The organism is Planococcus sp. TJ-302 (genome assembly GCF_058268455.1).
On the sequence record NZ_JBZDOI010000002.1, the window covers coordinates 274977 to 300663 of the forward strand.

The 25687-nt window shown below is 48.6% G+C and carries 20 protein-coding genes; 8 read left to right on the forward strand and 12 right to left on the reverse strand.

The window, feature by feature from the left end; all coding sequences use genetic code 11:
* Nucleotides 1–30 precede the first annotated feature (30 nt).
* From AC4EHB_RS12255 to AC4EHB_RS12300, 10 genes are all read right to left on the reverse strand, one after another.
* Nucleotides 31–2061, reverse strand: coding sequence for a beta-galactosidase (locus tag AC4EHB_RS12255; protein WP_490981689.1), 2031 nt, complete (start codon nucleotides 2059–2061; stop codon nucleotides 31–33).
* A 30-nt stretch (nucleotides 2062–2091) separates the two neighbouring features.
* On the reverse strand, nucleotides 2092–3816 hold the full coding sequence (locus AC4EHB_RS12260; protein WP_490981690.1) for a glycoside hydrolase family 35 protein: 1725 nt from the start codon (nucleotides 3814–3816) through the stop codon (nucleotides 2092–2094).
* 77 nt (nucleotides 3817–3893) lie between these two features.
* Nucleotides 3894–6104, reverse strand: a complete 2211-nt coding sequence (locus AC4EHB_RS12265) for an alpha-galactosidase (protein ID WP_490981691.1) — start codon at nucleotides 6102–6104, stop codon at nucleotides 3894–3896.
* 397 nt (nucleotides 6105–6501) lie between these two features.
* Entirely contained in the window at nucleotides 6502–7329 is an 828-nt protein-coding gene (locus AC4EHB_RS12270) for a carbohydrate ABC transporter permease (RefSeq protein WP_490975771.1), read from the reverse strand.
* Complete coding sequence (locus AC4EHB_RS12275) at nucleotides 7326–8273, reverse strand: carbohydrate ABC transporter permease (protein WP_490975770.1); 948 nt, start codon at nucleotides 8271–8273, stop codon at nucleotides 7326–7328. The genes AC4EHB_RS12270 and AC4EHB_RS12275 overlap by 4 nt, the downstream gene beginning before the upstream one ends.
* A 111-nt stretch (nucleotides 8274–8384) precedes the next feature.
* On the reverse strand, nucleotides 8385–9683 hold the full coding sequence (locus AC4EHB_RS12280; protein ID WP_490975769.1) for an ABC transporter substrate-binding protein: 1299 nt from the start codon (nucleotides 9681–9683) through the stop codon (nucleotides 8385–8387).
* Nucleotides 9684–9832: 149 nt separating this feature from the next.
* Nucleotides 9833–11641, reverse strand: a complete 1809-nt coding sequence (locus tag AC4EHB_RS12285) for a sensor histidine kinase (protein ID WP_490981692.1) — start codon at nucleotides 11639–11641, stop codon at nucleotides 9833–9835.
* Nucleotides 11601–13163: a response regulator transcription factor gene (locus tag AC4EHB_RS12290; RefSeq protein WP_490981693.1), complete on the reverse strand. Its 1563-nt coding sequence runs from the start codon at nucleotides 13161–13163 to the stop codon at nucleotides 11601–11603. Before AC4EHB_RS12290 ends, AC4EHB_RS12285 begins: the two co-directional genes overlap by 41 nt.
* A 258-nt stretch (nucleotides 13164–13421) precedes the next feature.
* Entirely contained in the window at nucleotides 13422–14918 is a 1497-nt protein-coding gene (locus AC4EHB_RS12295; RefSeq protein WP_490981694.1) for a flotillin family protein, read from the reverse strand.
* A gap of 171 nt (nucleotides 14919–15089) precedes the next feature.
* Complete coding sequence (locus AC4EHB_RS12300) at nucleotides 15090–15491, reverse strand: hypothetical protein (protein ID WP_490981695.1); 402 nt, start codon at nucleotides 15489–15491, stop codon at nucleotides 15090–15092.
* 117 nt (nucleotides 15492–15608) lie between these two features.
* Here AC4EHB_RS12300 and AC4EHB_RS12305 point away from each other — a divergent pair, with 117 nt between their 5' ends.
* Together AC4EHB_RS12305 and AC4EHB_RS12310 are read left to right on the forward strand one after the other, a co-directional pair.
* The gene (locus AC4EHB_RS12305) at nucleotides 15609–16052 is read left to right on the forward strand and encodes a hypothetical protein (protein ID WP_490981696.1); all 444 of its coding nucleotides are present in this window, start codon (nucleotides 15609–15611) and stop codon (nucleotides 16050–16052) included.
* Between the two features lie 58 nt (nucleotides 16053–16110).
* Entirely contained in the window at nucleotides 16111–16269 is a 159-nt protein-coding gene (locus AC4EHB_RS12310; protein ID WP_490975763.1) for a hypothetical protein, read from the forward strand.
* 326 nt (nucleotides 16270–16595) lie between these two features.
* Here the strand turns inward: AC4EHB_RS12310 and AC4EHB_RS12315 are convergent, their stop codons facing one another.
* Entirely contained in the window at nucleotides 16596–17204 is a 609-nt protein-coding gene (locus AC4EHB_RS12315) for a type 1 glutamine amidotransferase family protein (RefSeq protein ID WP_490975761.1), read from the reverse strand.
* A gap of 348 nt (nucleotides 17205–17552) precedes the next feature.
* Here AC4EHB_RS12315 and AC4EHB_RS12320 point away from each other — a divergent pair, with 348 nt between their 5' ends.
* The 4 genes from AC4EHB_RS12320 (at nucleotide 17553) to AC4EHB_RS12335 (ending at nucleotide 22184) form a co-directional block, all read left to right on the forward strand.
* Nucleotides 17553–19652, forward strand: coding sequence for an MMPL family transporter (locus AC4EHB_RS12320; RefSeq protein ID WP_490981697.1), 2100 nt, complete (start codon nucleotides 17553–17555; stop codon nucleotides 19650–19652).
* 66 nt (nucleotides 19653–19718) lie between these two features.
* On the forward strand, nucleotides 19719–20390 hold the full coding sequence (locus AC4EHB_RS12325; protein WP_490981698.1) for a response regulator transcription factor: 672 nt from the start codon (nucleotides 19719–19721) through the stop codon (nucleotides 20388–20390).
* A complete protein-coding gene (locus AC4EHB_RS12330) occupies nucleotides 20387–21778 on the forward strand; it encodes a sensor histidine kinase (protein WP_490981699.1) in 1392 nt (463 codons plus the stop codon). The genes AC4EHB_RS12325 and AC4EHB_RS12330 overlap by 4 nt, the downstream gene beginning before the upstream one ends.
* Before the next feature lie 16 nt (nucleotides 21779–21794).
* Nucleotides 21795–22184, forward strand: a complete 390-nt coding sequence (locus AC4EHB_RS12335; RefSeq protein WP_490975757.1) for a hypothetical protein — start codon at nucleotides 21795–21797, stop codon at nucleotides 22182–22184.
* A gap of 256 nt (nucleotides 22185–22440) precedes the next feature.
* Here AC4EHB_RS12335 and AC4EHB_RS12340 read toward each other — a convergent pair whose 3' ends face one another.
* Nucleotides 22441–24297: a penicillin-binding transpeptidase domain-containing protein gene (locus AC4EHB_RS12340; RefSeq protein WP_490981700.1), complete on the reverse strand. Its 1857-nt coding sequence runs from the start codon at nucleotides 24295–24297 to the stop codon at nucleotides 22441–22443.
* Nucleotides 24298–24416: 119 nt separating this feature from the next.
* Between AC4EHB_RS12340 and AC4EHB_RS12345 the strand changes: the two genes are divergently transcribed.
* Nucleotides 24417–25238 carry a CPBP family intramembrane glutamic endopeptidase gene (locus AC4EHB_RS12345; protein WP_490981701.1) on the forward strand — a complete coding sequence of 274 codons (822 nt, stop codon included), beginning with the start codon at nucleotides 24417–24419 and terminating at the stop codon, nucleotides 25236–25238.
* A gap of 21 nt (nucleotides 25239–25259) precedes the next feature.
* Nucleotides 25260–25565: a hypothetical protein gene (locus AC4EHB_RS12350; RefSeq protein ID WP_490981702.1), complete on the forward strand. Its 306-nt coding sequence runs from the start codon at nucleotides 25260–25262 to the stop codon at nucleotides 25563–25565.
* Nucleotides 25566–25687 lie beyond the last annotated feature (122 nt).

Here is a 25687-nt window from a genome sequence, read left to right on the forward strand (position 1 = left end):
TTGTGTTTTTCCGTATGTCGGCAAATCCGTTTACACCTTCGCCAAAATCAGAACACCTTTCGCTTCCAACTCAACATTCCCGCTCAATTGCTGATCTGTCAGCAATTCCTGGTACTGGCTGTCTTGCAAATCGATAGTAGCTTGTTCGGTATTATGGTTCAGCACAAACAGGTAGGTTTGACCGTCTTTCACGCGTTCGGTTGTTTCGATGCCTTCCGGTACAGCCAGCAACGGCTCGACGCCAGCTTCTTCGCAGACCGTCTGCAGGAAGTCGACGAGGAATTCTGCGTCCGGGCTTGACGCCACGTACCACGCTTTCCCTTTGCCGAATTTATTGACGGTAAGAACCGGCATGCCTTTGTAAAAGTCAGAACCGTATTCAGCAACCGCTTCCGCGCCTTCCGTATGGATCAAGTCAAACAGCAAATTGCATGAATAGCTGCCACTCATGTTGCCGCGGGCATCTTTCAGTACGATTTGGTTCGTTTCATCCGGATGAAGCGCATCGATTTCTTCCGCCCAAATGCCAAGGACATTGCGCAATTCGCCAGGGTAGCCGCCCAATGTGACAATGTCGCTTTCGTTTACGATGCCGCTGAAGAAAGTTGTCAGGAACGTGCCGCCGTTTTGCACGAATTGTTCTACTTTCGTTGCATAGCCTTCTTTGACCATATACAAGATCGGCGCAATGACAACATCGTATTGGCTCAAGTCTTCTTCCACGCCAATCATATCAACTTGGACATTGAGTTTGTACAGCGCATCGTAATATTTATGGACTTCGTTGACGTAGTCGAGCGACACGGAAGGTCCGCTTGACAGTTCAGTCGCCCAGCGGTTTTCCCAATCAAAGACAATCGCTACTTTGGCGTTGACCCGTGCATCGAGCAAGCGATCAGATAGGCTGTTCAATTCTTTACCTAATTGGGCTACTTCATTGAAGACCCGCGTATTTTCATGGCCGACGTGTTCAATGACCGCTCCGTGGTATTTCTCGCAAGCGCCGACTGAGCGCCGCAGCTGGAAGTACAGGATCGTATCCGCTCCGCGGCCGATTGCCTGGTAGCTCCATAAGCGCATGACGCCTGGACGTTTCAAGGAATTATACGGCTGCCAGTTTTGCTGGCTCGGCGTTTGCTCCATCAGCATGAACGGCTGTCCGTTCTTCAATCCGCGCATCAAATCGTGCGTCATCGCCGTGTAACTGAACGGCGTATCAATTGCCGGGTAATTGTCCCATGACACGACGTCCATTTCTTTCGCCCATTTGAAATAATCCAGCATCGGGTATGTGCCCATCAGATTTGTTGTGATCGGGGTATTTGGCACGTGCTTGCGGATCGCATTGTATTCCAGCTTGTAGCAATCCAATAAGCTGTCCGACTGGAAACGGCGGTAATCGAGCGAAATGCCCTGAAAATCGGATTCGTTGTTTTCGCGTTCTTCGCTCAGCATATTCGGTGCAACGATTTCGTCCCATTCGTAGAAAGTATGGCCCCAGAATCCGGTATTCCACGCTTTATTGAGCTTTTCGAGTGTGCCGTATTTGTCGCTCAACCAATTGCGGAAAGCGTCTTGGCAGTTGTCGCAATAGCAATAGCCGCCGTATTCGTTGGACACGTGCCAGATCAAGACGGCCGGGTGGTCTTTGTAGCGTTCTGCTAATTTCTCAGCAATCTTCTCAGAATACTCGCGGTACGTCGGGCTGTTCGGACACGAGTTGTGACGGCTGCCGAATTTTCGTTTTCTGCCGTAAAAATCCACGCGCAAAACGTCCGGGTATTTCTTCGCCATCCATGCCGGATGCGCTGCCGTACTTGTTGCTAGGCAAGTGTAAATGCCGTTTTCGTAGAGTCGGTTGATCTTGTCGTCGAGCCAGTCAAAATTATACGTTTCTTCATTCGGCTGATTTAATGCCCACGAAAAGACATTCAATGTCGCGACGTCGATTCCTGCCAGCTTGAACATCCGGACGTCTTCGTCCCAAATTTCTTTCGAATCCCATTGTTCCGGATTATAGTCCCCACCGTGCCAGATTTTCGGCAATTTATCGTTGATCATGTTTTTCCATCCCTTCTGGTTCCACTTCGATCACCCAAGCTTTGGCTGATCCAACAATTGGATTTGGTCAGTTGTGGTGTTTTCAAGTTCCAACACGACAATTTCGTTGTGTTCTTTTTTCAATAATGGTCCCGGCAAGTAAAGGCGTTGCTGTGGCCCTGCTGTATTCCAGTAGCGTCCGAGATTAAAGCCGTTGATGAAGACATTGCCTTTTGTAAATCCATGCAGATCGACATATGTATCCTGGCCTTCCTCTGCATCAAACGAGCCGCGGAAGAATTTGGGGAAACGCCGGTCTTGGCTCGTCCCGTAGTCTTCAGGCAAGAGATCCAGCTCCACTTTGAACATTTCCCAGTGGAAGAAATATTGTTCACCGAGCCATGGATTTTTGATGAGCCCTTTTGGATCGGTCAAATGTTCGCCGTAATTGGCGCGCCCCATGTTTTCAACCAGGATCTCCAACGTGTTCACGGCATCCGGGAAATCGAGTACGAGCTCTTTGTCCACATCGTTGATATACGTTGTGGCGATGTAGCGTCCGTTTATATAGATGAAGCCTCGGTCGCGGATGTTGCTTGAGTTGAATTTCAATTCCCCTTGGCGATTGATAGTCGTGCGGTAAAGCGTGTAGCCGTAAGCCTGGTCGATGTCTTCCATGGCCAGCGGAACAATGTGCTCGGCTTTGCCGCTGATGTCTTCCAGAACGTCGAACAAACTGACTGATTCCGTAAGCGTGACGTTTCCATATGCGGTCGCCGATGGTTCCTCCACAAAATCAACCGGCACTTCCCGGTAATCGCTCAAGACTTTCTTGACGGCCTTGTATTTCTCAGTAATGGCACCGCCCTCTGTCAGCAAACTGTCGTAATCGTAGCTGGTGATTGTCGGGTAATAGATATCGTAATGGTTTGCGCCGTTCATGAAGCCGAAGTTTGTGCCGCCGTGGAACATGTAGAAATTGACAGAGATGTTCTTCTCCATAATTTCTTTAAAAACCGCTGCGACATCTTCCCCGCTCCGCACCGTGTGTTCACCTGTCCAATAATCAAACCAGCCGATCCAAAACTCAGCCACCATTTTCGGCGATCCCGGCTTGAATGCTTCAAGCGCTTGGAACGACTCATCCACCCGCGAACCGAAATTCAACGTCGTCGTGACATCCGGCAGCGAGCCTTGCGTGATAAAGTCCGGGCCGTCTGACGTGAACAGGAATGTATCCAGTTCATGCTTTTCGTATTGTTCTTTGTAAAAATCCAGATAAGCCGAATCGTTGCCGTACGCGCCATATTCATTCTCGATTTGCATGGCGATGACCGGCCCGCCATTTTGATAAAGATGGCGTTTGAATTTCGGCAGTAATTCAGCAAAATAATCTGCCACATGCTTCAGAAAAGACGGATGGCTGCTTCTCATGACCAAGCTTTTATGCTTTAACAGCCACGACGGCAGGCCGCCCATTTCCCATTCTGCGCAAATATACGGCGCCGGGCGCAAAATCACATAAAGTCCAATGCTATGCGCCAGCTCGATAAAGCGTTCGATATCCGCCATTCCGGAAAAATTAAACTCCCCTTTTTTCGGTTCATGGAAATTCCACGGAATGTAGGTCTCGACTGTATTCAGCCCCAACGCCTTCAATTTCCGTAAGCGGTCTTCCCATTGTTCCGGCACCGTGCGGAAATAATGCATGCCGCCCGATAAGATTTGGAAAGGCTCCCCTTTAAAATAAAACGATTCGTTTTGAACAGTCAGCACTTCGACGCCTCCTATGTAGGTTGGAATGAGGTTGTTGATATTCCGCAAAGCTGCTCCAGCTTTGCGGAGCATCGCATTTATACACGCTTTAACTTAAAAATAATTGATGAAAAGTCAGCCGGATGTTCATTGGAGCGGCAGCGGTTGAGATGCAAGCCTGCAGCCATTAATTCATCGCCATAAAACGTGTCGTCCAATCCATCGATTGCATACTCGAATTCCGGATTCAGCCCTTTGAAGAAAACGCGGGTAAGCCCGGGATTCGGCTGCGCTAGAACTTGGTAAAAGCCAAGCATCGCCTCACGCTGGTCTTCCGACACGACCATCCAACTGGTGCGGTTGCCATCTACCGCAAAGGGGCTTTCGATGCGGTAAAATCTTCCTTGCTGGATCAGCGCACGATTTTCTTTGTAGAAAGCAATCTGCTGTTTAACTCTTTCTTTTTCTGCATCCGTCATCATCGTCACATCCAGTTCATAGCCAAATGCGCCAAAGTAAGCGACGTTAGCCCGTGTCTCAAGGCTCGTCATCCGGCCTACTTGATGATTGGGCACTGCGGATACGTGCGCACCCATTGAAGAGATAGGATAAACCATCGATGTGCCGTATTGAATCTTCAAACGTTCAACCGCATCCGTATCGTCACTCGTCCATCCTTGCGGCGCATAATGCAGCAAGCCCGGATCGAACCGGCTACCCCCTCCTGCACAAGACTCAAATAACACATGTGGGAATTCTGTCGTTAACCGTTCATATAAGGAATAAACGCCAAGAATGTAACGGTGCATCACTTCGCGCTGTCGGTTTGCCGGTAAATCCAGCGAGCCGATTTCCGTCATATAGCGGTTCATGTCCCATTTCACGTATGAAATCGGAGCGTCTTGCAAAATGTCTGCCATTAAATCGTGAATGAAATCCACAACTTCCTGTCTCGAGAAATCCAGAACAAATTGGTTTCGGCCATGCGACATCTGGCGTTTTGGAACGTGAATCACCCAATCCGGATGGGCTTTATACAGTTCGCTGACTTTCGACACCATTTCCGGTTCAAACCATAAGCCGAATTCCATCCCCAAGCCGGTAATGTCTTTTGCCAATCGGGTGATGCCATTCGGCAATTTGCGCTTATCTTCGGACCAATCGCCTAAGGAAGTGGTGTCAGCATCGCGTTTGCCGAACCAGCCATCGTCTAAGACAAATAGCTCTACACCCAATTCCTTGGATGATTTGGCGAGCTCAAAGATTTTCTTTTCATCAAAATCGAAATACGTCGCTTCCCAGTTATTGATCAATACGGGACGATCACGATCGCGCCATTGCCCTCGCGCCAACCGGGTCCGGTACAAACGGTGGAAAGTCTGGCTCATGCCGTTCAACCCTTCAGCCGAATACACCATGACCACTTCCGGCGTTTGGAAGCTCTCACCGTTTTTCAGCAGCCAATTAAAATCGAATGGATTGATGCCCATCATTAAGCGGGTTACGTCGTAATGGTCCACTTCTACCTGCGCCAGGAAATTGCCACTGTACACAAGGCTCGCTCCGTATACTTCACCTTGGTGTTCTGTTGTTTCTGGGCGTTTCAGTGCAAGAAACGGATTGTGCTGAGCACTGCTCGTTCCTCTTGTGCTGGCAATGCTTTGAATTCCAGGAACCAGTTTGCGGTTTTTGATATGCCGCTCTCTTGCCCACGAACCTGAAAGTTGAACCATCTCAAAATTCGAATCCGGCAAATCAATGCTAGCACTTAGCGCTCTCGTCAAATTCACCTCCGCCTGCCCGCGATTGATAAATTGAGCCGACCGGGTAATCGCATTTAATTCCTCAAACAATGTATAGGAAAGCCGGAGCTCTACATCGATTTCTTTATCGTATAAAAAAATCTCTAAGGTGCTTGCTTCCTCATCACTCTCTACATAAGTAGCAGGCAAACCTTCCAGCTTCTTTTTACCTCCGAAAATTCGATGATCCCGATACACGAAATTCGTTATGCGGCTGCCGTCTTCCTGCAGAACCTGATAAGCCGGCTCGCGGAAATCGGTTGTTCCGTATGCCGGATACTCCTGTTTGAGCAAATCCAGCGAAAACACAAGATCCCCTTCATTGACACAGGCTGTATTCGGCGTGGCTTCCACATGGAATAAGCGATGGAACGACTTTCTGTGGTGAAGCTTCTTTCCATAATAAAGTTGGCCAAGTTGATCATTTTCCATAACGCTAAAAATGTAGCTTGTTTTTTCAGTTTGCAGATGAAACTCCCGCGTAGAGTCGTTGTATAAAATCGGCACAATTTACCTCCTACTTGTAACTTAGATAAAGTGGACTTCTTATCCGCTTCGGCCGCTCTGGGTAGAGCAAAGACGATTGTTTCTGCATCGCTTCGCTAGCTTCGAGACATGAAAGTGCGTTACATCGCTGCGCTAGCTTCGAAGCAAAGGAAATGGTCCAAATTTCATTTGGCCATCTCCTTGCCTAGCCCTTGGACGCGTCGGCGCTAGGTAACTGAATAACTGAAAGCAACTAAACTTTTCTACTACTTAATCAGATATGGAGAAAAATAGCGGAGACGCCTGCGGGGCAGCGAAGCGACGAGACAGCCGAGACCCTGCAGGAGCGCAGCGACGAAGCGGCTTGGCGCTCGCCCGCGGCAAGCGTAGCTATTTTTCGGAATATCGATGATTAACTTTAACCCTTTACCGAGCCCATCATTCCCGCAACAAAGTGTTTCTGCATCAGGAAGAATACGATCGCGGTCGGCAATGTAGCGATGACGATGGCTGACATGATGACGCCGTAGTCTGGCGAGTAGCTTGAACCCAAGTTAGAAATCAGTAAGGGAATGGTTCTTTTTTCCGGTGATTGCAGGATGACCAACGGCCACAAATAATTATTCCAGCTGTTCATGAATGTAATGATCGCCGCTGCAGCGTATGTCGTTTTCATCGTAGGCATGTAAATTCGGAAAAAGACGCCAAGTTCACTCAAGCCATCAATCCGTCCCGCTTCCACCAAATCTTTTGGAAACATTTTCGTGTTCTGGCGGAAGAAAAAGATGAAGAACGCTGTTGTGGCTGTCGGCAGAATAACAGCGCCCAGCGAGTCAATTCCAATTAAAGGTGCGGTGTCGCTGATGCTGCCGAACATGCGGTACAACGGCACCATAATTGCCGCAAACGGAATCATCATCGACAGCAGCAAAATGTTGAAAATGATGTCTTTTCCTCTGCTGCGATGGATCTCAAACCCATAGCCAGCAAGCGATGCAAGCAAAAGCGTCAAAATAGTAGTGATGATCGCGATGATCGCTGAATTGACCAGGGCCGGAACGATGTCCACTGTCGCAAACAAGGTTTTCATGTTTTCAACCAAGTGGGTTCCAGGCAGTAAGCGCCCCTGCGTTACATCCACCGATTTATTGGTGATGCTGACGAGCATCCACAGGAACGGGAAAATGGACACTATGGCTGCGAGGCTTAGGAACGTGTAGATGAAGATTCTTTTCAAGTTTTTCATTTTCTCTCACCCGCCACTCTGAATTGAATAATGGAAAGAATTACAACCAAGATTACGATAACGTACGATACGGTTGACGCGTAACCGAAGTCAGGCGTGTATTCAAATGAAAGATTGTAGATATATTGCGAAATGGAAATTGTCGCATTTCCGGGTCCGCCATTAGTAATGTTGACGATTTCATCAAAAATCTGCAATGTACCGATTGTTGACGTGATCGATGTGAACAAAATAATCGGTTTCAACAGTGGAACGGTGATTTGGAAAAACTGCTGGATGGAGTTTGCTCCATCAATTCTTGCTGCTTCGTAAATCGACTTATCGACGTTTTGCAAAGCCGCCAGATAGAAAATCATATTATAGCCAGTCCATCTCCATGTAATCGCCAGGATGATAACCACCTTTGCCCAAAAGGGATCGGCTAAAAAGTTGATTGTTTCAGAGATGAACCCGAAATTGAGTAAAAATAGGTTGATGATGCCATCGACACCGAACAAGTATTTAAAGATGACCGAATAGGCAACCAGTGAAGTGACACAAGGCAAGAAAATCGCGATTCTGAAAAAGCCTCTGAATTTCAGTTTGGGATCATTTAACAATACGGAAAAAAATAACGCCAAGACAATCATCAATGGGACTTGAATGAGGAGATAGATTGATGTATTGGTTAGCGCTGCGATAAATGTCGGGTCACCGAACAATCGCTGCCAGTTCTCTAAGCCCACATATTCGAGATTCCCGCCCATTCCAGATTGGAACGACAAGAGAAAGGCTTGTACCATCGGATAAAAGTTAAAAATTGTGATTGCGATGACTGAGATAATGATGAACAGCCAACCAACTTTTTTCTTGAAATACACACCTGTTTTTTCGCGTTTGGTTTCTTTATAGCGCAAGCGCACTGGAAGATCCATTTCACCTTTTTTCGTTGATTGCTGGCTCATGTTTCTCATTCCTCCTATAAAAAAAACTTGAGCTGAGCCGGACTGGTGAGCGAACAAGCACTTCTACCAGTTATTCGGCGTCAACTCAAGGCTTCATTTATTTTCAATCAATTATTTGAGTTGTGCTTCAGCTTGTCCTTGGACATTTTCAAGTACTGTCGTAAGCTCTGCGCCGTTCAAATAATCTTGCATTCCAGTAACCAAAATATCTTCAATTGCATAAGTGTGAAGGCCATAATTGACGGCTGGAATTTCGTCAGTCCATTTCGAGAAGTCAGTGATGATTTGCTGCCCGCCGAAGAATTCGTCTTCTACTGCATAAGCATCGCCTTCAGCTGCCGCTGAGTAAGTCCCAAGAGCGCCGATGTCTTTAACCAATGTTTGATACAAGTCAGGATTCGAACCGAATGTATTCAACATGAAATCTGCCGCTTCTTCTTTGCCGTCCACGTTCAAGACGTACCATGAGCTTCCGCCCAAGTTAGAAGCGTTGACCGCTCCTTCCATATCCAATCGTGGCATTGGAACCACTGCCCAGTTGCCTGATTGATCTGCTGACTGTTTGATGCTTGGCGTAATCCAGTTTCCTGTTGGAACACTGGCGACATCCCCGCTGTTGAAGGCGCCGACAAACTGGCTCCAGTCAGAAACGATTTTGCCGATGTCTGCATCCATCATCTTTTTGTATGTTTCAAATGCTTTGGCAAGTGTTTCGTTGCCAGCAAGGTTTGGTGTTGAGCCATCTTCATCCACATACCAAGAACCGTTTGTCTGAATCATCATGCGGATTTGCCCCAAGTCGTTCGGGTCCAATGTCAGCATGTTTTTGCCTGTTGTTTCTTTTACTTTTTTACCGATTTCAATGTATTCATCCCACGTGATATTCGTTACATCTTCTACTGTATATCCTGCTTCTTCAAGATAGTCTGTTCGTACATACAATCCAGCTACGCCTGAATCGAATGGCAATCCGTATTGCTCGCCTTCGTGGCTCGTAGTCGCAATTTTGTATTCAGCAAAGTCGGATGCTTCGATGACATCCGTCAATGGATGGAATGCATCCGGGTAAGCTTGCAAGAAACTTTGTGCACGGTAATCTTCGATCAAGACAATGTTTGGCATTCCCTTAGTCGTACCAGAGCTAAGTCCCGTGTTTAGTTTTTGAATAATATCGTCTTGTGCATTTTCAATGATTTCGACTTCAAACTCGCCGTCTCCATTGTATGCTTCTTTTGCTTTTTCAAGAGCTGCAATGTTGAATGCCGGATCCCAAGCCCAAGCTGTAATGGTATCTGTACCGGATGAACCTTCTGAACCGCCGCTTCCACTTGCTTCTTCATCCCCTGAAGAACAAGCTGCCAACACAAGCATGCCGACTGCCAGCAATAACATAAGATAAAACTTCTTCATCTTAAATCCCCCTTTTTGTAAGCGCTTAACTTTTCGCCTTACATACAGTATAGCGACCAAAAAAAAAAGATTGTTAGCACAATCTTTAGGTGTTTTATTCAAAAATTTTTAGATATTTCAAACTTCTATTCGTATTAGTTGGACTATTCTTAGATACTTGTAATTTTGTTGGAAATTTCTGAAACTTCCGTTTTTCGAAGAGGCATCTCCACTTTCACTTTGGTTCCCTCGCCCTTCTCACTTGTAATTTCTACGCCATATTCTTCTCCATACAGCAATTGAATGCGTTCATGAACATTGCGTATGCCGATCCCGCTAAACAGATGGCGTTTCTCTTTGATATCTTCTTTCGTATGGTCGCCTTTGATTTCCATGCCGTCGCCATTATCAACAATCTCACATAACAGGTTGTCGCCTTTTTGGGACACGAGTATTTGGACAAAGCCTTCTTTTTTCTCGTTGAACGCATGGAAAAAAGCATTTTCGATAAACGGCTGAAGGATTAGCTTCGGCAGCTGGCAGTCCAGGCAATCCGGTGAAATGAAGAAATTCACTTTGATTCCCTCACCGTAGCGCGCTTGGTTGATCAGGACGTAATTTTTTAAATCCGTAATTTCCTGTTCCACGGTGATGGTTTGATCGACATTACTGAGGGCATTTTGCAATAACGAAATCAGCGCGTGGATCATATCGGTCGCTTTTTCCTTTTTGCCTTGTTGGACCATAAACTTCACTGAAGCCAAGGTATTGTATAGGAAATGCGGATTGATTTGATGCTGCAGCGCCATCAATTCCGCGCCGCGCTGCTTTTGCTGAGCCTGGACGACGAGATCGACGTATTCCTGCAATTCACTGAGCATGGAGTTGAAGGCAGTGGCGATTTTCTTCGCTTCATAGCCGCCGGTTTCAGCCACAGGCTTGTTGAAATCGTGTTTAGCCATTGTTGAGATTTGCTTGACCAATCGGCTGATTGAATTGGTCATCCGGCGGGAAATGATGAATACCACAATCACAGCCAGCAGGACGATGCCCAGACTAATCAGGAGAATTTCTTTCGTATTGACCAAATTATCCAAGACCGCGCTTTTATCCACCAGATTCACCAAATACATATTATAGGTTGGAAGGTATTGCGACATTAACATATAATTCTTATCAAACACATGCACATCTTTAAATTCCAGTTCCTCATCGTCGACTTCTTTTGCCAATGCCATGACGTCGACCGCATCATCCCCGATCATTTCTTTTTTGTTGCTGGAAATGATCCTTCCTCTTTCATTGACCAACATCACTTCGTTTTCTATGCTCGTGTAGCCTTCGTAGAATTCTTTCAATTGCGCTTCCCGGATCGGGAAATACAAGACACCGTAAATTTCACCAGTCGACCATTCCATTAATGCTTTCGTGGCCACAATCATCGGTTCGTCATTAAACGAAGTGGACGGCAAAAATTGATAAACCAGTCTATTGGGCTGATTGATCGCGTATTTTGTAATCGGATGGTTTCGCAGCACTTCCCATGAAACCGGCCAATTTGAATAATTCGCGTTGTACAGCCGCTCGTTGAATCCCAGCACGATCATATTCGCATCATAGGACTCTACTGTCGGATAAATGCGTTCCATCTGCCGGCTGATGTCATGATAAGCTCTTGATGTTTCAATAGCGTTTCCATTTTCTTGAGTCAAGACCCTTTTGATGGTGCCGTTATTTTGGACTTCATTCATCGCACTGACGATGGCAAAGCTATACGCCTCGAATTCCGTTTCAATCTGTTCCAAGGCTTTCGTGTTCGAAATGCTGAAGGTTTCCATGAATAAATTGGAAGACATCCGGATCGAGCTGAACGTGATCAGGAGCGACACAGCTACGATGCTGAGCACCATGATCAGGAACATTTTGATAAACAGGCTGTTATTTCTTAAGACTAGAAAGACCTTTTTCTTCATTTTCATGGTGCGCTTGGAGCTCCTTTCGATAGCTGCCTGGAGACATTCCAGTTATGCGTTTGAACACTTTGCAAAAATAGCTATGCTCCGAATAGCCGACCATCCCGCTAATGTTCGAGATGGACACGGTGCTGTTCTCCAGCAATTCCATCGATTTTTTGATCCGCACCCGGTTCAAATATTCGCTGAACCCTTCTTTGTGGTGTGTGCTGAAATACGAAGACAGATAGGACGCGTTAAAGTGGAAATGGTTGGCGATTTCCGACAGTCGCAGCGGCTCTGTGTAATGCTGTTCGATGTAAGCCAGAATCTTATCGAGGTTATTCGCCGGATCACCTGCTTTGTCGCCCAAGAGCATGATGATCCGCACTTCTTCCAGGAATCCATTGAACTGATCCAGCGCTTCGTTGACATGAACGGCTTCGTTAATGGTTGAGAAATAGCCGTATTTCTTTTTTTCGAGGTCTTCGGTGTTGTATTTCATGGCATCCAATAACACGATGATGTTGAAGACGATATTGCCTAAAAATGATTTGAATTCGAAGCTGTCGTTATTAAAGCGCCCAGCCAAATAATCGACATGGTTTTCCAAATACGTAAAAGCCGCATTGAACAGCCGGTCTTTGAACATCTCGATAAAGTGATTCAAGTCGAAATTGGCTTGTTTTTCATTTTCTATCGGCAACTTATCGTAGACGAATAAGCTCGTATCCGGCAAATAAAACCCATACTTTTTCATCTTGGAACGGCCTTCATCGTACACTCTTTTCATGTTGTCGATGGCATCGAATGGCTCATACACCATCCACATTGTGCCTATCAATTCGAGTGCCTGGTATTCGATGGCCTGTTTGACGGCTTCCAGCTGATGCGGTTTGAAATTGAACAAAAGAAGGGTTTCGGACTCGCTGGAATTCAAGGAAAAAATCGGCAGTTCTTCAAGAATAGAGCGTTTTAATGTCGTTTTCAGCTGACTCGGATCCAGGCTTTTTCCATGGATAGCCACTAAAGCGAATTGGCTATTGGGCAGCACATCCGATAAAATCGCCCCTTCCAAGGCAAAGTCGTAGCCCAGGATCATGCTCTCCAGCATTTCTTCGACAGAGCGTTCTGGCTTCACTGCCGATCCGGAATGCTGCAAGTCCGGAATCCTTCCCACTACTCGGTTTAAGATCCGCAATAATTCGGGACCGTTCAACTTAGGCTTTAATATATAATCGGCGACGCCGTTCTGGAACATCGACCGCACGTAATCGAAGTCTTCAAAACTGCTCAAGACAATGAATTCAGTGTTTGGAAATTCTTTCTTTCCTTCTTTAACTAAGTCGATGCCGTCCATGATCGGCATGACGATGTCCGTAATGACAATATGCGGAGAAAATTCCGCAATCAATTGCATCGCTTCTTTGCCGTTCGAAGCTTCCCCGACAATTTGAAAGCCCTCTTGTTCCCAGGCAATATAATTAATGATCCCTTGTCTGATCAACATTTCGTCATCGACAATAAGAACTTTGCATGCTTCTCCCATGAACTTACCCCCTTAAAATGAAACTCATAAGAAATCCCGATCCCCTCAGATCCGGCTATCTATCTATTGGATTGAATCGTTTGTTCAATCCCATTCACTTGGCAATTCTCTGAATTCTCTTTCTTGCCAATCTACAGATATGTTACCATCTTTTTATAGAACCATGTCGATTAATCAAAACATTGAAATTTTGACGCATAGCAAAACCCGCCGCCCCTTCGCTTTTCGCTGCAAGGGAGTTGCGGGTTTTAGTATGCCTTAACGGTGTTCGTAGGTTTCGATGGATCCTTCTTCAATTTGCGATTCTGCTTCTTCCTGCACTGCCGGCATTGTCGCAAGCGGTGCTTGTGCAACCGGCTGCTTGTTGCGGTTGACATATGATTTCAGCAAATCGCCGATGTCGATGCCGGTCATTTCCTTCAGCGGCTCCTGCATGTCGACCATCGTTTTCGTAACGCTCCGACCAAACGACGGGATGCCTTGGCCGTTGCCGGAATCGATGATTTTCACGGACTCAATATTGCTTAGCGGCAACGCGACTTTCTCCGCAAATACCGGCAGCATGTCGATGAGTTTTTCGGTGATGATGACGTCGCCATGCTCTTCCATCGCTTCTGCGAGCAGCTTGCGGGATTCAGCTTCCGCTTTCCCTCGCTCGCGGATGACCTCGGCCTCTGCAGCACCTTCGTCACGTCTGATCTTCGCTTTCGCTTCGCCGTCAATGACGGCACGGCGGGCTTCCCCTTCCGCGGAACGCGTCGTTTCGTAATACGTGGCGTCGGCTTTCGTTTTGCGCACTTTGCTTTCTTCTTCTTCGAGTTTTACGGCGCGTTCCCGTGCCATGAATTGCAGGTTCAATTCTTCATCCTGGATTTCCATCGCAAGCTTGGCTTTTTCCAGTTCGTACGACTGCTCGGACTTCGCACGCGCGCGCTCGGTTTCTTCCATAAAGGCGGCGTCTTTCAAGTCTTTTTCTTTTCTCGATTGCGCAGTGGAAATCTGGCGCTTGTACTCTTCTTCTTTCGCTTCCTGATCGGTCTGCGCACGGTGAATCCGGGTTTCGCGCTCAGTGTTCGCTTCGGCGATTTCAGCCAGCTTGCGCACTTCCGCAATCCGCGGCCGCCCCAGGTTCTCGAGGTAGCCGTTGTTTTCATCAGCATCACGCAAATCGGTCAAGCCGAGAGACGTAATCTTGAAGCCCATCAAATCGAGCTGTTTCTGGGCGATATCCTGGACGTCATTATTGAATTTTTCGCGGTCGCTGTTGATGTCTTCAACGGTCATCTTCGATAAGATCGCGCGCAAATTGGAACCGAGCACTTCGATGATTTCGGTTTCAATCTCTTCCTGCTTTTTGCCCAGGAACTGCTCGGCGTAATTGGCGATGCCGTTCAGCGTATCCGCCACTTTCACCATTGCCACGGCGTCCGCGACGATCGGCACGCCGGCGTTCGTATAGACGCGCGGCGTTGCCAGCTTCAGCTGGAACGATGTCAAAGAGACAGGCGTCGAGGTCTGGAAGCGTCTCAGCAAGTAGCCGCCGCCCCGGATAATTTTCATCGAACGCCCTTCGTCGTCGGTGAAGATGTTCGTGTCTTTTGTCGGGTCTCCCAATTTTGGCCCGGTGATAATCAATGCTTCATTGGATTTGGCGGTGCGGTACCGAATTTTCATCCAAAAGAAATACCCAACGCCTGCGATCGCTGCAATAATCAGCAGCGCGATAATGACTGAAATGATCCCTAATGATTCCATTGTGCTTCCACTCCCCTTTGATCAAATAGTTGCCGTGCCCCCTATACGCCACTCCCCGGTTCTTGCTCTGTACTGCTTTGTGCATGAGATCGTGGCCTATAGTAGTTATACGGATGATTTGTCTAAATGTTTCAAAAAAGGGAATCTTTTTACAGGATTTGGATCATGCAATTATGGCCGGTAACCGTATCCCAGGTTGAAGAAGAAATAAAAGATGAAAACAAGTAAAGCTGCCGGCAACAAACTGATCGCTAGCAGGATTTTTGCCCAAAGGGTCTGGACATGAGTAAACCACTTATAATAGATGAAAATCAAAATGCCGATGAATGGCACCAGCAGCAGATGCGATGCGGTGTATGCCCACGCTGAGTTTTCATCCCAGTAGGCATCAGGAACAGGGATGATGCCGGCGTATTTGGCATTGATGCGCCGGGTGATGCCGATGAACAAAAATGTGACGAAGGCATAATAAATGACGGCCAAACTTTTCGCTTGCCAGTTGAAATAAGGGCTGGTCATAACGAAGAGAAAAATAACTCCGATTATGATAAATAACAAGTAACTTTCCATCATTCCACCTCTTCCTGGCTTCTGTCGAATAATTCCCCGGCTCGCCTCTTCCATTCCGAAGCAACCTATTTACTTAAAATACGTTTCATAAGGAAATAAGTTCCAAAGGTGGTGTGGCGTTTGATTAAAGTATTGGGCATCATTCTGCTGCTGTTTGCAAGGCTTCTTTTCATTGGCAACCGGGTATACGAGTTCACCGAAAAGCCGGAGATTACCGGCAGTTTTTCGATTCGCACAAGCGCGTCTCCCGGCCAAGTCAACATTATCGAAATCATGGAGATGTACGATGATGGCGGCCCTGGAAACCCCTTGCATCAAGATAGCGAAAGCCAGGGATTCCATTCACTGCGCATTCATTACGGGGAATACGGCAGCTTGCTCGAAAAGTATAAAGAAATAACCGATATCCGGATGCAGGAGATCGATTATTTTGATATCGTTTGGACTGGCGATGAGCAGGTGGCCATCCATGTGATGCACCGAAACGAAGCCGGGGAAAGTTTTGTTTCCGAGTCCTACCACTTTGATTTCCTGACGGATACGCTTACCCGGCAGGAGCCGTAAACATTGTTTTGAAACGTTTGCGCCGCTGTTCCGTACTATAAGAAAAGGGGGTTGGATCATGGTTGGAGATTTTTTTATGGTATTGCCTTTGCTTACGATCTTATTCAATTTAGTTTTTATCGGCGTCGGGATTTATGTTATTTTCGCTTTTTTGAAACAAGGGAAAGAACGCAATGCTCTTTTGAAGGAAATTGCTGATGAGCTGCGCAGGAGATAATTTTAGAAAGGGGCTGGATCCAGTATGGGATTATTCCGGTTTTTATTTCTCGAAAAGAAATATTTGGTCCACACGGCATTCGGCCATGAAATGTACAACCGGGCTGTCAGAAGGTTCGAAGCACAAAAAATTTCATACGACGTTGTGCGGAAGATGAATGACACTAGCTTCGGCTCTACCGGACAAAGCGACATCCCTTTGGTTAGGAACTCTTCCGCAAGCAAAGTTCAGTATGATTTCTATGTAAAAAAAGAAGACCAAACCGCTGCCATTTTAATTAAAATGCCCGAACAAAAACCGCAGTCCTCGGACTGCGGTTTTTTTCTTTAACGTTTTTTCATAAATTCATGATAGCCGCTCTTGTAAAACTCGTACCATTCATCAATCTCTGCTTGCGGCGCTGACTGAAGCGCCTCCATCATTTCTTTACCGAACTCCAGGAACGCTGACCCATTCGCCGTGATGATCTTGCCGTCGCGCACCGCCTGCTGCTCCGCGTAATCTGCCTCGCCGGTATAATTTTCAGCAGACGCCTCCTTCAGCTCCGCCAACTGGTTGCTTGTATGCCGGACATCGTTCAATACGCCGTTCATGCCTAGAAAAACAGACGCGTCGCAAATCGCACCGACGACTTTATTGGCATCGAGCGCTTTTTGCACAAGCCCCATCACCGCCTGGCTTTCCTCTTTGCGCCACGAATTGCCGCCGATCAACACGACACCGGCAAAATCATCGCCGACTTCCTCCAACGCATAATCAGGCACAGTGCGGAAACCGCCGATTGAACGCACCGGTTCCTTGCTGAGCGACACTGTCTTCACGCAATAGCGCTGCTCGCCCTGCTCCGGCTTTTCATTTAACGCCGCTGCAAGCGAAGCCGCCTCCCAATCCGCATACTCATCCAGCACCACAAACAAAACTTCTCCCAACTTCATCCGAACATCCCCTTTACAATAAACTCACATTCCTTCTGGCTGAATATTCTATTTACTTTGCATTATAGCAGTTTGTTGCATTTGAAATAAGCTTTTGGGAGCGGAAAAGCTTATTTGCCTAAACAAGCGCGTCTTTTAGGCACGCGCTGACGAATAGTGAAATACGCTCGATATGGGTCGAAATACGCTCGGCAAAAGCTGTAATACGCCCCATTAGCTCCGAAATGCGCTCGAGACGCAATTTGAGCCACAAAACTGTTCATATCTCCGCCACCGAAAATTGATATTCAATTTATATTCGTCCGCTATGATGATTTCGATAGCAGTATAGAAAAAGGAGTGTCACGTATGAACAAATTCTTAAACCCGATCACGGATTGGGTATCCACCAAACGGGGCATGTGGATTACGATTATCGTCTGGTTCGTAGGGATGATCGCCCTTAGCATGGGCCCGACTTTAAACGATTATAAAGTAGCGAACTTCCAGTCGCTGCCCGATGATGCCCAGTCGATCATTGCGGACAACAAACTGAAGGAATATTTTCCGAACGACCAAGGGACGCCGGGCATCCTCGTCTTCCATAACCCGGAAGGCGATGTTAGCCTAGAGGCTGTCAAAGAAATCTTGGCAGGCATCACGGCAGCTGAGCTTGATGGCGTCGAGTCGATCGTCGACATCAGTCAATTGCCCCCACCTGCCTTGGAAGGCTTTTATTCGGAAGACGGCACGACGATGATTGTGCCGATGGCGCTCCAAGCGGGGCTCGGCAGCGCCGATTTCGCGGAAATCAACGATGAAGCGTCGGAAATCGGACGGGACATCGCCGCTGATTTTGACGCCATGGAATTCTACATCACCGGTCCCGCAGGTATTGCCGGAGACACTGTCAAATTATTCGAGCAAGCGGATTTTGTACTGTTGATCGCAACCGTGCTGATCATTTTGGTGCTGCTGATTGTCATCTACCGCTCGCCGCTGCTTGCTATTATTCCGCTGCTCGCAACGATCATCGTCTACCAGGTCGTTAACCAGACGCTCGCGTTCATGGGTGCTGGCGGACTGGAGCTGACGAGCCAGACGACGTCGATTATGAGCATCTTGCTGTTTGCGGCGGTTATTGATTATTCGTTGTTCGTATTCTCCCGTTTCCGCGAGGAACTGAACCATTACGAAAGCAAATTTGAAGCGATGAAATATGCCATGCGTGCTACCGGCGAACCGGTATTTTTCGCTGGCGGCACCGTGCTGGCTGCAATGCTCGTGCTGTTCTTTGCAGATTTCCGTGACTACTCGAATTTCGCACCGATTTTCGGCACAGCTGTTTTCGTCATCATGATTGCGTCTATTACGCTGATCCCCGCGTTGTTCACCCTTTTCGGCCGCAAAGCGTTTTGGCCGAAAGTACCGAAATACGGTGAGGCAAAAGAAATGAAACACGGCATCTGGGGCCCGGTAGCAAAATTCGTCGTCAACAAGCCGTTGTTGTCGGGTGGCCTTGTTACGATTCTGTTGCTCGTTTCGGCCATCAACATCATCAACTTGGAATTTGAATTCGATACAGTGAAATCATTCCCGGAAGATTTGCCTTCCCGCGTCGGCTATGAAATCGTCGAAGAGAAATTTGATAAAGGCGAACTTGCCCCTTCCACCTTGCTCGTCGAAAGTGATGAACCAATTTCGCAAGAAGCGGCAGCGGCAATTGCTGAAGAGCTGAGCGCATATGAGAAAATCGCTTCCGCACGCCTGTCTGGCCAAACCGAAAACGGCGAAGCGGTGAAATACAGCATCGCGCTGTCGCTCAATCCGTATTCCGTGGAAGCACTCGATTTCATGGAAGACTTGCGCGCCGACAGCGGAACGCTGTTCCAAGCCGCGGCCATTGATGGAGACGCACATTTTGGCGGCGTCACGCCGAAGCTTGTCGACGAACGCGCCGTCAACAACAGCGACATCTACAAGATTGTGGCACTTGAGACTTTATTGATTCTCGTGCTGCTGTTCGTGCTGACACGTTCGTGGAAAATGCCGTTTTATATGATGGCAACAATTTTATTCTCTTATTTGTCTGCGCTTGGCCTCGGAATTTTCTTGGTCGATGTATTGTTCGGCTTTGAGGCAATCAGTACCCGCGTGCCGGTTTACGCGTTCATCTTCCTGGTCGCGCTGGGCATCGATTACAACATCATCTTGGTGTCGCGCTTTATCGAAGAACGGAAAACGCGCCGGGTCAAAGATGCGCTTGAAATCGCCATCCGCAACACCGGCGGCGTGATTTCAAGCGCCGGCATCATCCTCGCAGCGACGTTTGCAGCGCTGACGACGATGCCAATCGCCGATTTGTTCATCTTCGGCTTTATGGTGTCAATCGGCATCCTGATCGACACGTTCCTGGTGCGCGGCTTGCTGCTGCCGGCGTTGATATTGTTTTTTGAAAAAGACCAGTAAACCCTGCATACTAAGGATAACCGGAAGCCGCAATTCAGGGCTTCCTTTTGATGGGGAGGAAAACGCATGAAAATTCTCGTCGTGGACGATGATCTGTATATCCAGCAATTGGTGGCGATTCATCTGGGCAATGAAGGCTATAAGGTGCTGCGGGCAAGCGACGCGGATGCTGCGCTTTTGCTGCTCGAGGAGGAAACGGTCGATCTCGCTATCGTCGACGTCATGATGCCGGGCATGGACGGCTTTGAGCTGACCCGCGTCCTGACGCGCGACCTCGGCATCCCAGTGATTCTGTTGACCGCCAAAGACCAGCTGGAAGACAAGGAAAAAGGCTTCTTGTCAGGCACCGAGGATTATGTGGTCAAGCCATTCGAGCCGAAGGAATTATTGTTCCGGGTCAAAGTGGTGCTGCGGCGCTCCGAGCGGTCGGTCCAGGAACACCTGCAGGCTGGCAATTTGTCGATCAACCGCCGCAATTTCGAAGTGGCGATTGGCAATGAAATCCTGATTTTGCCGCTGAAGGAATTCGAATTGCTGTCGCTTCTGGTGTCGCGTGCCAATCAGGCAACACCGCGCAGCCTGCTCATGGATTACGTCTGGGGCGAAGAGCACGAAGGCAATGAAATGACGCTCAACACCCATATCAACCGTATCCGCGACCGCCTGAAACGCTACGGCGCAACCGTCGAAATCCATACGCTGCGAGGCATCGGCTATAAGCTCGAGGTGCCGAAATGAAGACCTTGTACCGGCAATTCACTGTCGCAACGTTGTTCATCCTAGCCATTAGCATCCTCGTCGGCTTCACGATCGCCAATTTCTTTTATTTGACGGTTACGAAAGACGAGACCATCAAACAGAACGTCGCCATTGCTGAAGAAATCGTTGACACGCTCAAATTGGTGCCGTATTCAGAAGCAGGCTTCGACAGCTATCTGGAAGCCGTCGCAAAACTCGGCTACCAGATTGCACTTATCGACAGCACCGGCACCAAGACGTTCTTCGGTGAACCGTTCGATGACACGGCGTTTCCGGATGAAGCGCACCGTGTTCTGACGGAAAGGTCCGTCTACACCGGTTTGGATCGTTTCACGGACCAGATCTTCATGATCGGCCATTTCACCAATGAATTGCATAATACGGTCGGCGTCCCCTTCGAACTCGCCGGTGAACAGTACGGCTTGTTCATCCGCCCCGATACGAAGCTCGTGTCGACCGATATCCACTCGGTGCTGATCGGCTTTGTTGCGGCAATTGCGCTGGTCAGCATCATCGGCATGATTTGGATGGCGCGCCAATTGACGCGCCCAATCGTCCAGTTGACAGAAGCGACCAAACACATTGCGCGGGAAAATTATAGCTTTCCTTTAGACATCCGGCGCAACGACGAAATCGGCCAGCTGTCGGAAAGTTTCAACTTGATGCAGAACCAGCTCAAGCACAACGACCTGGCGCGCAAATCGTTCATCAGCAATGTTTCGCACGATTTCCAGTCGCCGCTCATGAACATCCAAGGTTACGCTGATCTCTTGAAGTCGTCGGACTTGCCGGATGCTGATCGTCTGTCGTATACATCGATCATCGACCAGGAAGCGAAGCGGCTGTCGAGTCTGACCCGGCAATTGCTGCTGCTGACTTCACTTGACCAAGGCGCGTATCCCTTGAAAATGAAAGAATTCGGGCTCGACGAACAATTGAAGAGCGCCGTCCAGAAATACCGGTGGCGCCTTGAGGAACAAGACATCAACCTGTCTTATCATCTCTCCCCAACCCGTTTCAACGGCGATCCCGAATTGCTGGAAAACGTCTGGGATAATTTATTGACCAATGCCATTAAGTACAATAAACCCGGCGGCAGCATCGAAATTTCGTTGCAACCGGACGATTCTGAAGTTGTAGTGTCGTTCAAAGATATGGGCGTTGGGATTTCACAAGACTCCCTTCCGCAGCTGTTCGACCGCTTTTACCGGGGAGATGCCGCACGCAAGAAAGACGGCACCGGACTCGGCTTATCGATCGTCCAACAGATTGCCGAACTGCACCACGGCACAATCGAAGCCGAAAGCACACTCGGTGAAGGCAGCTTATTCACGCTGCGTTTGCCGCAGACACCCTTAAAAGGATAATTGGAGGATTTAGTTTATGGAAAAAGTTTGGAGTTTACGTTTGATCCAGTTCTCAGCCATCTTCGGCTTCCTGGGCACTTATCTTGGATCACATATGGCCGGGCAGATGGATTACGCGTTACGCCCGATCCACGCGCATATTTTATTGGTCGGCTGGCTGTCGGTTTTCGCCTGGGGCATTTTCTACCGCGTCTACACGATTAAATACAAAAAACTTGTCGCATTCCACAGCATACTCGCGATGGTCGGTGCAGTCGGCCTGACCGCCGGAATGTGGATGTATAATTTGAATCCGTTCAACATGAGCGATACGCTCGTGCTGGTTCTGTTCATCGTTGGCGGAAGCTTGCTGCTGCTGGCGTTCCTATTGTTCGCCGTGATCACGTTCCTGACGGAGAAAGAATAGGTTTACAGCAAACCCGCTTTCGGCATTTTGTGCCTAGAGCGGGTTTTTGTTTTGGCATTATGTGGTTTGTAGGCGTGTGATTTCACGTGTGTTCAGAATACGCCCCATTGCATAGGAAATACGCTCTGACAATGAAAAAATATGCTCTGCAATGATGGTCATACACCCCATTAGCGGAGAAATACGCTTTCACGCATTGGAAACTCTATTTGCACAAAAGAAGCGCGCCCTATAGGCATGCGATTAAAAGCCCAAATTACCGTTTAAAAACTTCCTCTACTTTCTCCGCTAAATAATCTTCACTTTCGACGTCTTCAATCAGCAGCGCGAGGACGTATGGCGGTTTTTCTGTCGGATAGCCGATGAAAAGGCCGTTTTCGTTGCCTTGCGCTTTGATGAGGCTGAGCGACCCGGTAAAGCCGTCGAGCGATTCGCGCATTGCGGCTTGGAGCGGCTCGATGTTCGCTTCGCTGATGACATTGTCTATCCAGACTTTCGGCGTTTCACCTGCAAGGAGTGTCGGCTCATATACGGAGCCGCCGTTTTGAAACGCTGAATACAAGGCTGCGAGATGCAGAATGTTCGCCTGCACCTGGCCTGCAGAACCCGGCGCACCGTTTAAGGACAGCGTCGACGGCGTCAGTTCGATGGTGAACGGCATCGCTTCGCCGAAACCGAAATCTGCTAAGCGTTTTGCGAATGCCTTGCTCCCTTGCGCCTTCAATTGCGAGTTGTACAGATTATTGGCGGTGGCCTCTAAGGTTTTATTCGTCGCATCAGGCTTTACGGTTCCTGCTTCTAATCCGGCTGCAGCGAGAAGCGGATTTAATGCTGCGCCTGGCGTATAGGCTGCTGCGAAGCGGTTGAAGAACACCAGGCCCGGATCATTCGCGAGCTCCCGGTAGCGGCTCTGGGCGATGTTTGGGATGAATAAGTTCGGATCGTAGCCTGGAGAGCTGACGAGCGCTAACACTTCGCCGGTTTTCGGATCGATTGCTGCGGCTGCGCCTGGTTTGCCGTCCATCGCGTTGTAAATGCGCTTTTGCAGCTCGGCATCGATGCTCAGTTTTAGCGCTTCGCCTTGCGCCGCTTCCCGTTCTGACGCGGTGACGGTTTCGCCGCTATTCGCTTTTTGGATCAAGATGCGTCCAGCCGTGACGCCGCGCAATTCCGCTTCGAAGCTTTCCTCCAAGCCGCGGCGGCCGATGACGTCATCCGTCTCGTAGCCTGTGCCTTGCCGTTCCGCCAATTGCTCGGCCGTAATTGGCCCGACAAAGCCTGAGATGTGAGACAGCTGCTCGCCATACGGATAACTGCGCAAGGTCATCTCATTTCGCACTGTGCCTGGGATGGCGAACAGCTGGTCAAGCACAGCCTGGTCTTCGCGTATATGAGCAAGCGGTACATAGAAATTCGGCTGCACCCAGCTTTGGCCCAGCTTGTCGTTAATTTCCGCTGGCGTGATATCGAGAAGCGCGGCGACGTCGGCAATGCGCTTTTCTTCAAATTTCTCAGGGATGACTCCGACTTCATAGCTAACCGCGTTGATGGCGATGCTTTTGCCGTTGCGGTCGACAATGTCAGCCCGCGGCGCAAGGTCTTTCACTGCCGAGACCGTGTCGCCACGCTCGAGCCCCGGCAAAATGAACGACGGGTCCCATTCAACGAACCAATCGCTGTTTTCATACAGCAAGCTCATCGTTTTCGTGAACTCGATCGGCCCGCCTGCGCTGTCCATCGCCAATTCCAGCTTAAAATCAGCCGGCAGGTCGCGGCTCCACTCGGCGTCTGCCGCCGGCTCGCTAACTTTCACGGCAAGGTTCTGGATGGCAAGATCGCTATGGAGCTTTTGCTGCCAATCAACAAAAAGCTCTTTGCCGAATGCCCCTTTCGTGCCTTCATTCAAATACGAATCGTACATCCCTGCAAAATCCTTCTGCTGCCACAGCTCGATAAATTCTGTGAGACGCGCTTCTGCAGCGATCTGCTCTTCCGACACCTTTGCCGCTTCTTCTTCCGGCTCCGCTTCCGGCGCGGGCTGCGCCTCGTCTTGGCAGGCGGACAGGATTAGGACGAATAAAAATAAAATGATGGCTCTCATCTTTTTTTCCATTCCGGCACCCCCTTTCTTCTTAGTTTAACAGTTTTCTGAATAGTTTGAACTTGTAATTTAGGTTATCATGGAGGAAAGATCCAATACGCTCTAGTCTAAAACGAAAGGCGGTGCTGCGGATGTTCGAGGAAATGAAATCACGGCATTTATTCGGCTGGATGTTTGGCGCGTCGATCGCATCGATTTTTATCCTGCTGCAGGTCACACAAAACCCGCTCATTATCGACGTCGCGCTGCAGCTAGTGTTCTACGTCGTCGTGCCGGTATGGTTTTTCAGCTACCATTTCAAAAAACGCGGCGTGAAACTGCGCCAAGTCGTGTTCTTCCGCGGCACCGCGCGCTGGCTGCTGCCGGTCTTCGGGCTTACCGCTTTGTCATTGGCGTTTTCCATTGGCATGATTTGGCTGCTCTTGCGGGCGCTCATGCCGATCGCCCCAGCCGCGGTCGATTTCGTGCTTACACCCCAGCCCCTTCCCGACGCAGTATGGTATTTGTTCGCTACCGGTTTTATTGTCGCAGTTATCGGGCCGATTGCAGAAGAGTTCGTATTCCGCGGGCTCATTCTGAACCGGTTGATCTCGAAATTCGGCTTCTGGAACGGGCTCGGATTATCGAGTGCCATTTTTGGCATGTTCCATATCGACTTTTTCGGTGCGTTCCTGTTCGCGGTGGTCGCGTCGCTCTTGTATTTGAAGACCGGCAATCTGCTCTTGCCTATTTTGCTGCACATCGTCAACAACACCGTCGCCGTCTACCAAAGCTTTGTCAATCCGTCTTTTCCGCAGTGGCTGATGGTGACAAGCATCAACGACCTCTACACGAAAAGCATTCCGAACCTCATCGTACTGCTCGCCAGCCTAGCGCTGCTGCTGTTTATTATCGCGCGGATGGCCAAAGGCTTGGAAGGACAGATAAAAGAAGACCAGATCTTTTCGGAGTAAATTCTTTGGGAGGTGCAAGGCATGAAAACCCATTTTCTGCCGACGACGCTGCGCGGCCGGATTGGCACGATGCTCGCAGCTTTGGCGCTGCTGGAATTTTTAGCTCTTTATTTTTTTGCTGAATTGTTCGATATCATTCGTTCTGAACTGTTGTTCACTGCATTTGGTCTGGTTGCGATGGCCGCCGCTATCACAGGGGCTGTTATGGCCCTGCTTGCTATACGCAAAGACCGGGAGCGCTCCATACTCGCTTTTTTGTCGATTGCTCTAGGCTTTGTGACAGCCGGCTTCGTCCTCGGCAACCTTGTCGGCATTCCGGGTATTTGAAGCGGGAATATTCTTCTTCTACTTAAGAAAATCCTGGGGCCGATGTTGATGGCTCCAGGATTTTCTCTTTTTTCGCTAGTGCCGGTTAAACTTCAAATAGTTCATGTTCACTTCTTATTAAC

Excerpts from the sequence above, each read along its gene's own strand:
- AC4EHB_RS12255 (WP_490981689.1), bottom strand. The coding sequence starts at position 2,061 with ATGATCAACGATAAATTGCCGAAAATCTGGCACGGTGGGGACTATAAT.
- AC4EHB_RS12270 (WP_490975771.1), bottom strand. The coding sequence starts at position 7,329 with ATGAAAAACTTGAAAAGAATCTTCATCTACACGTTCCTAAGCCTCGCA.
- AC4EHB_RS12275 (WP_490975770.1), bottom strand. The coding sequence starts at position 8,273 with ATGAGCCAGCAATCAACGAAAAAAGGTGAAATGGATCTTCCAGTGCGC.
- AC4EHB_RS12280 (WP_490975769.1), bottom strand. The coding sequence starts at position 9,683 with ATGAAGAAGTTTTATCTTATGTTATTGCTGGCAGTCGGCATGCTTGTG.
- AC4EHB_RS12285 (WP_490981692.1), bottom strand. The coding sequence starts at position 11,641 with ATGAAAATGAAGAAAAAGGTCTTTCTAGTCTTAAGAAATAACAGCCTG.
- AC4EHB_RS12290 (WP_490981693.1), bottom strand. The coding sequence starts at position 13,163 with ATGGGAGAAGCATGCAAAGTTCTTATTGTCGATGACGAAATGTTGATC.
- AC4EHB_RS12295 (WP_490981694.1), bottom strand. The coding sequence starts at position 14,918 with ATGGAATCATTAGGGATCATTTCAGTCATTATCGCGCTGCTGATTATT.
- AC4EHB_RS12300 (WP_490981695.1), bottom strand. The coding sequence starts at position 15,491 with ATGATGGAAAGTTACTTGTTATTTATCATAATCGGAGTTATTTTTCTC.
- AC4EHB_RS12310 (WP_490975763.1), top strand. The coding sequence starts at position 16,111 with ATGGTTGGAGATTTTTTTATGGTATTGCCTTTGCTTACGATCTTATTC.
- AC4EHB_RS12315 (WP_490975761.1), bottom strand. The coding sequence starts at position 17,204 with ATGAAGTTGGGAGAAGTTTTGTTTGTGGTGCTGGATGAGTATGCGGAT.
- AC4EHB_RS12320 (WP_490981697.1), top strand. The coding sequence starts at position 17,553 with ATGAACAAATTCTTAAACCCGATCACGGATTGGGTATCCACCAAACGG.
- AC4EHB_RS12325 (WP_490981698.1), top strand. The coding sequence starts at position 19,719 with ATGAAAATTCTCGTCGTGGACGATGATCTGTATATCCAGCAATTGGTG.
- AC4EHB_RS12330 (WP_490981699.1), top strand. The coding sequence starts at position 20,387 with ATGAAGACCTTGTACCGGCAATTCACTGTCGCAACGTTGTTCATCCTA.
- AC4EHB_RS12335 (WP_490975757.1), top strand. The coding sequence starts at position 21,795 with ATGGAAAAAGTTTGGAGTTTACGTTTGATCCAGTTCTCAGCCATCTTC.
- AC4EHB_RS12340 (WP_490981700.1), bottom strand. The coding sequence starts at position 24,297 with ATGGAAAAAAAGATGAGAGCCATCATTTTATTTTTATTCGTCCTAATC.
- AC4EHB_RS12345 (WP_490981701.1), top strand. The coding sequence starts at position 24,417 with ATGTTCGAGGAAATGAAATCACGGCATTTATTCGGCTGGATGTTTGGC.
- AC4EHB_RS12350 (WP_490981702.1), top strand. The coding sequence starts at position 25,260 with ATGAAAACCCATTTTCTGCCGACGACGCTGCGCGGCCGGATTGGCACG.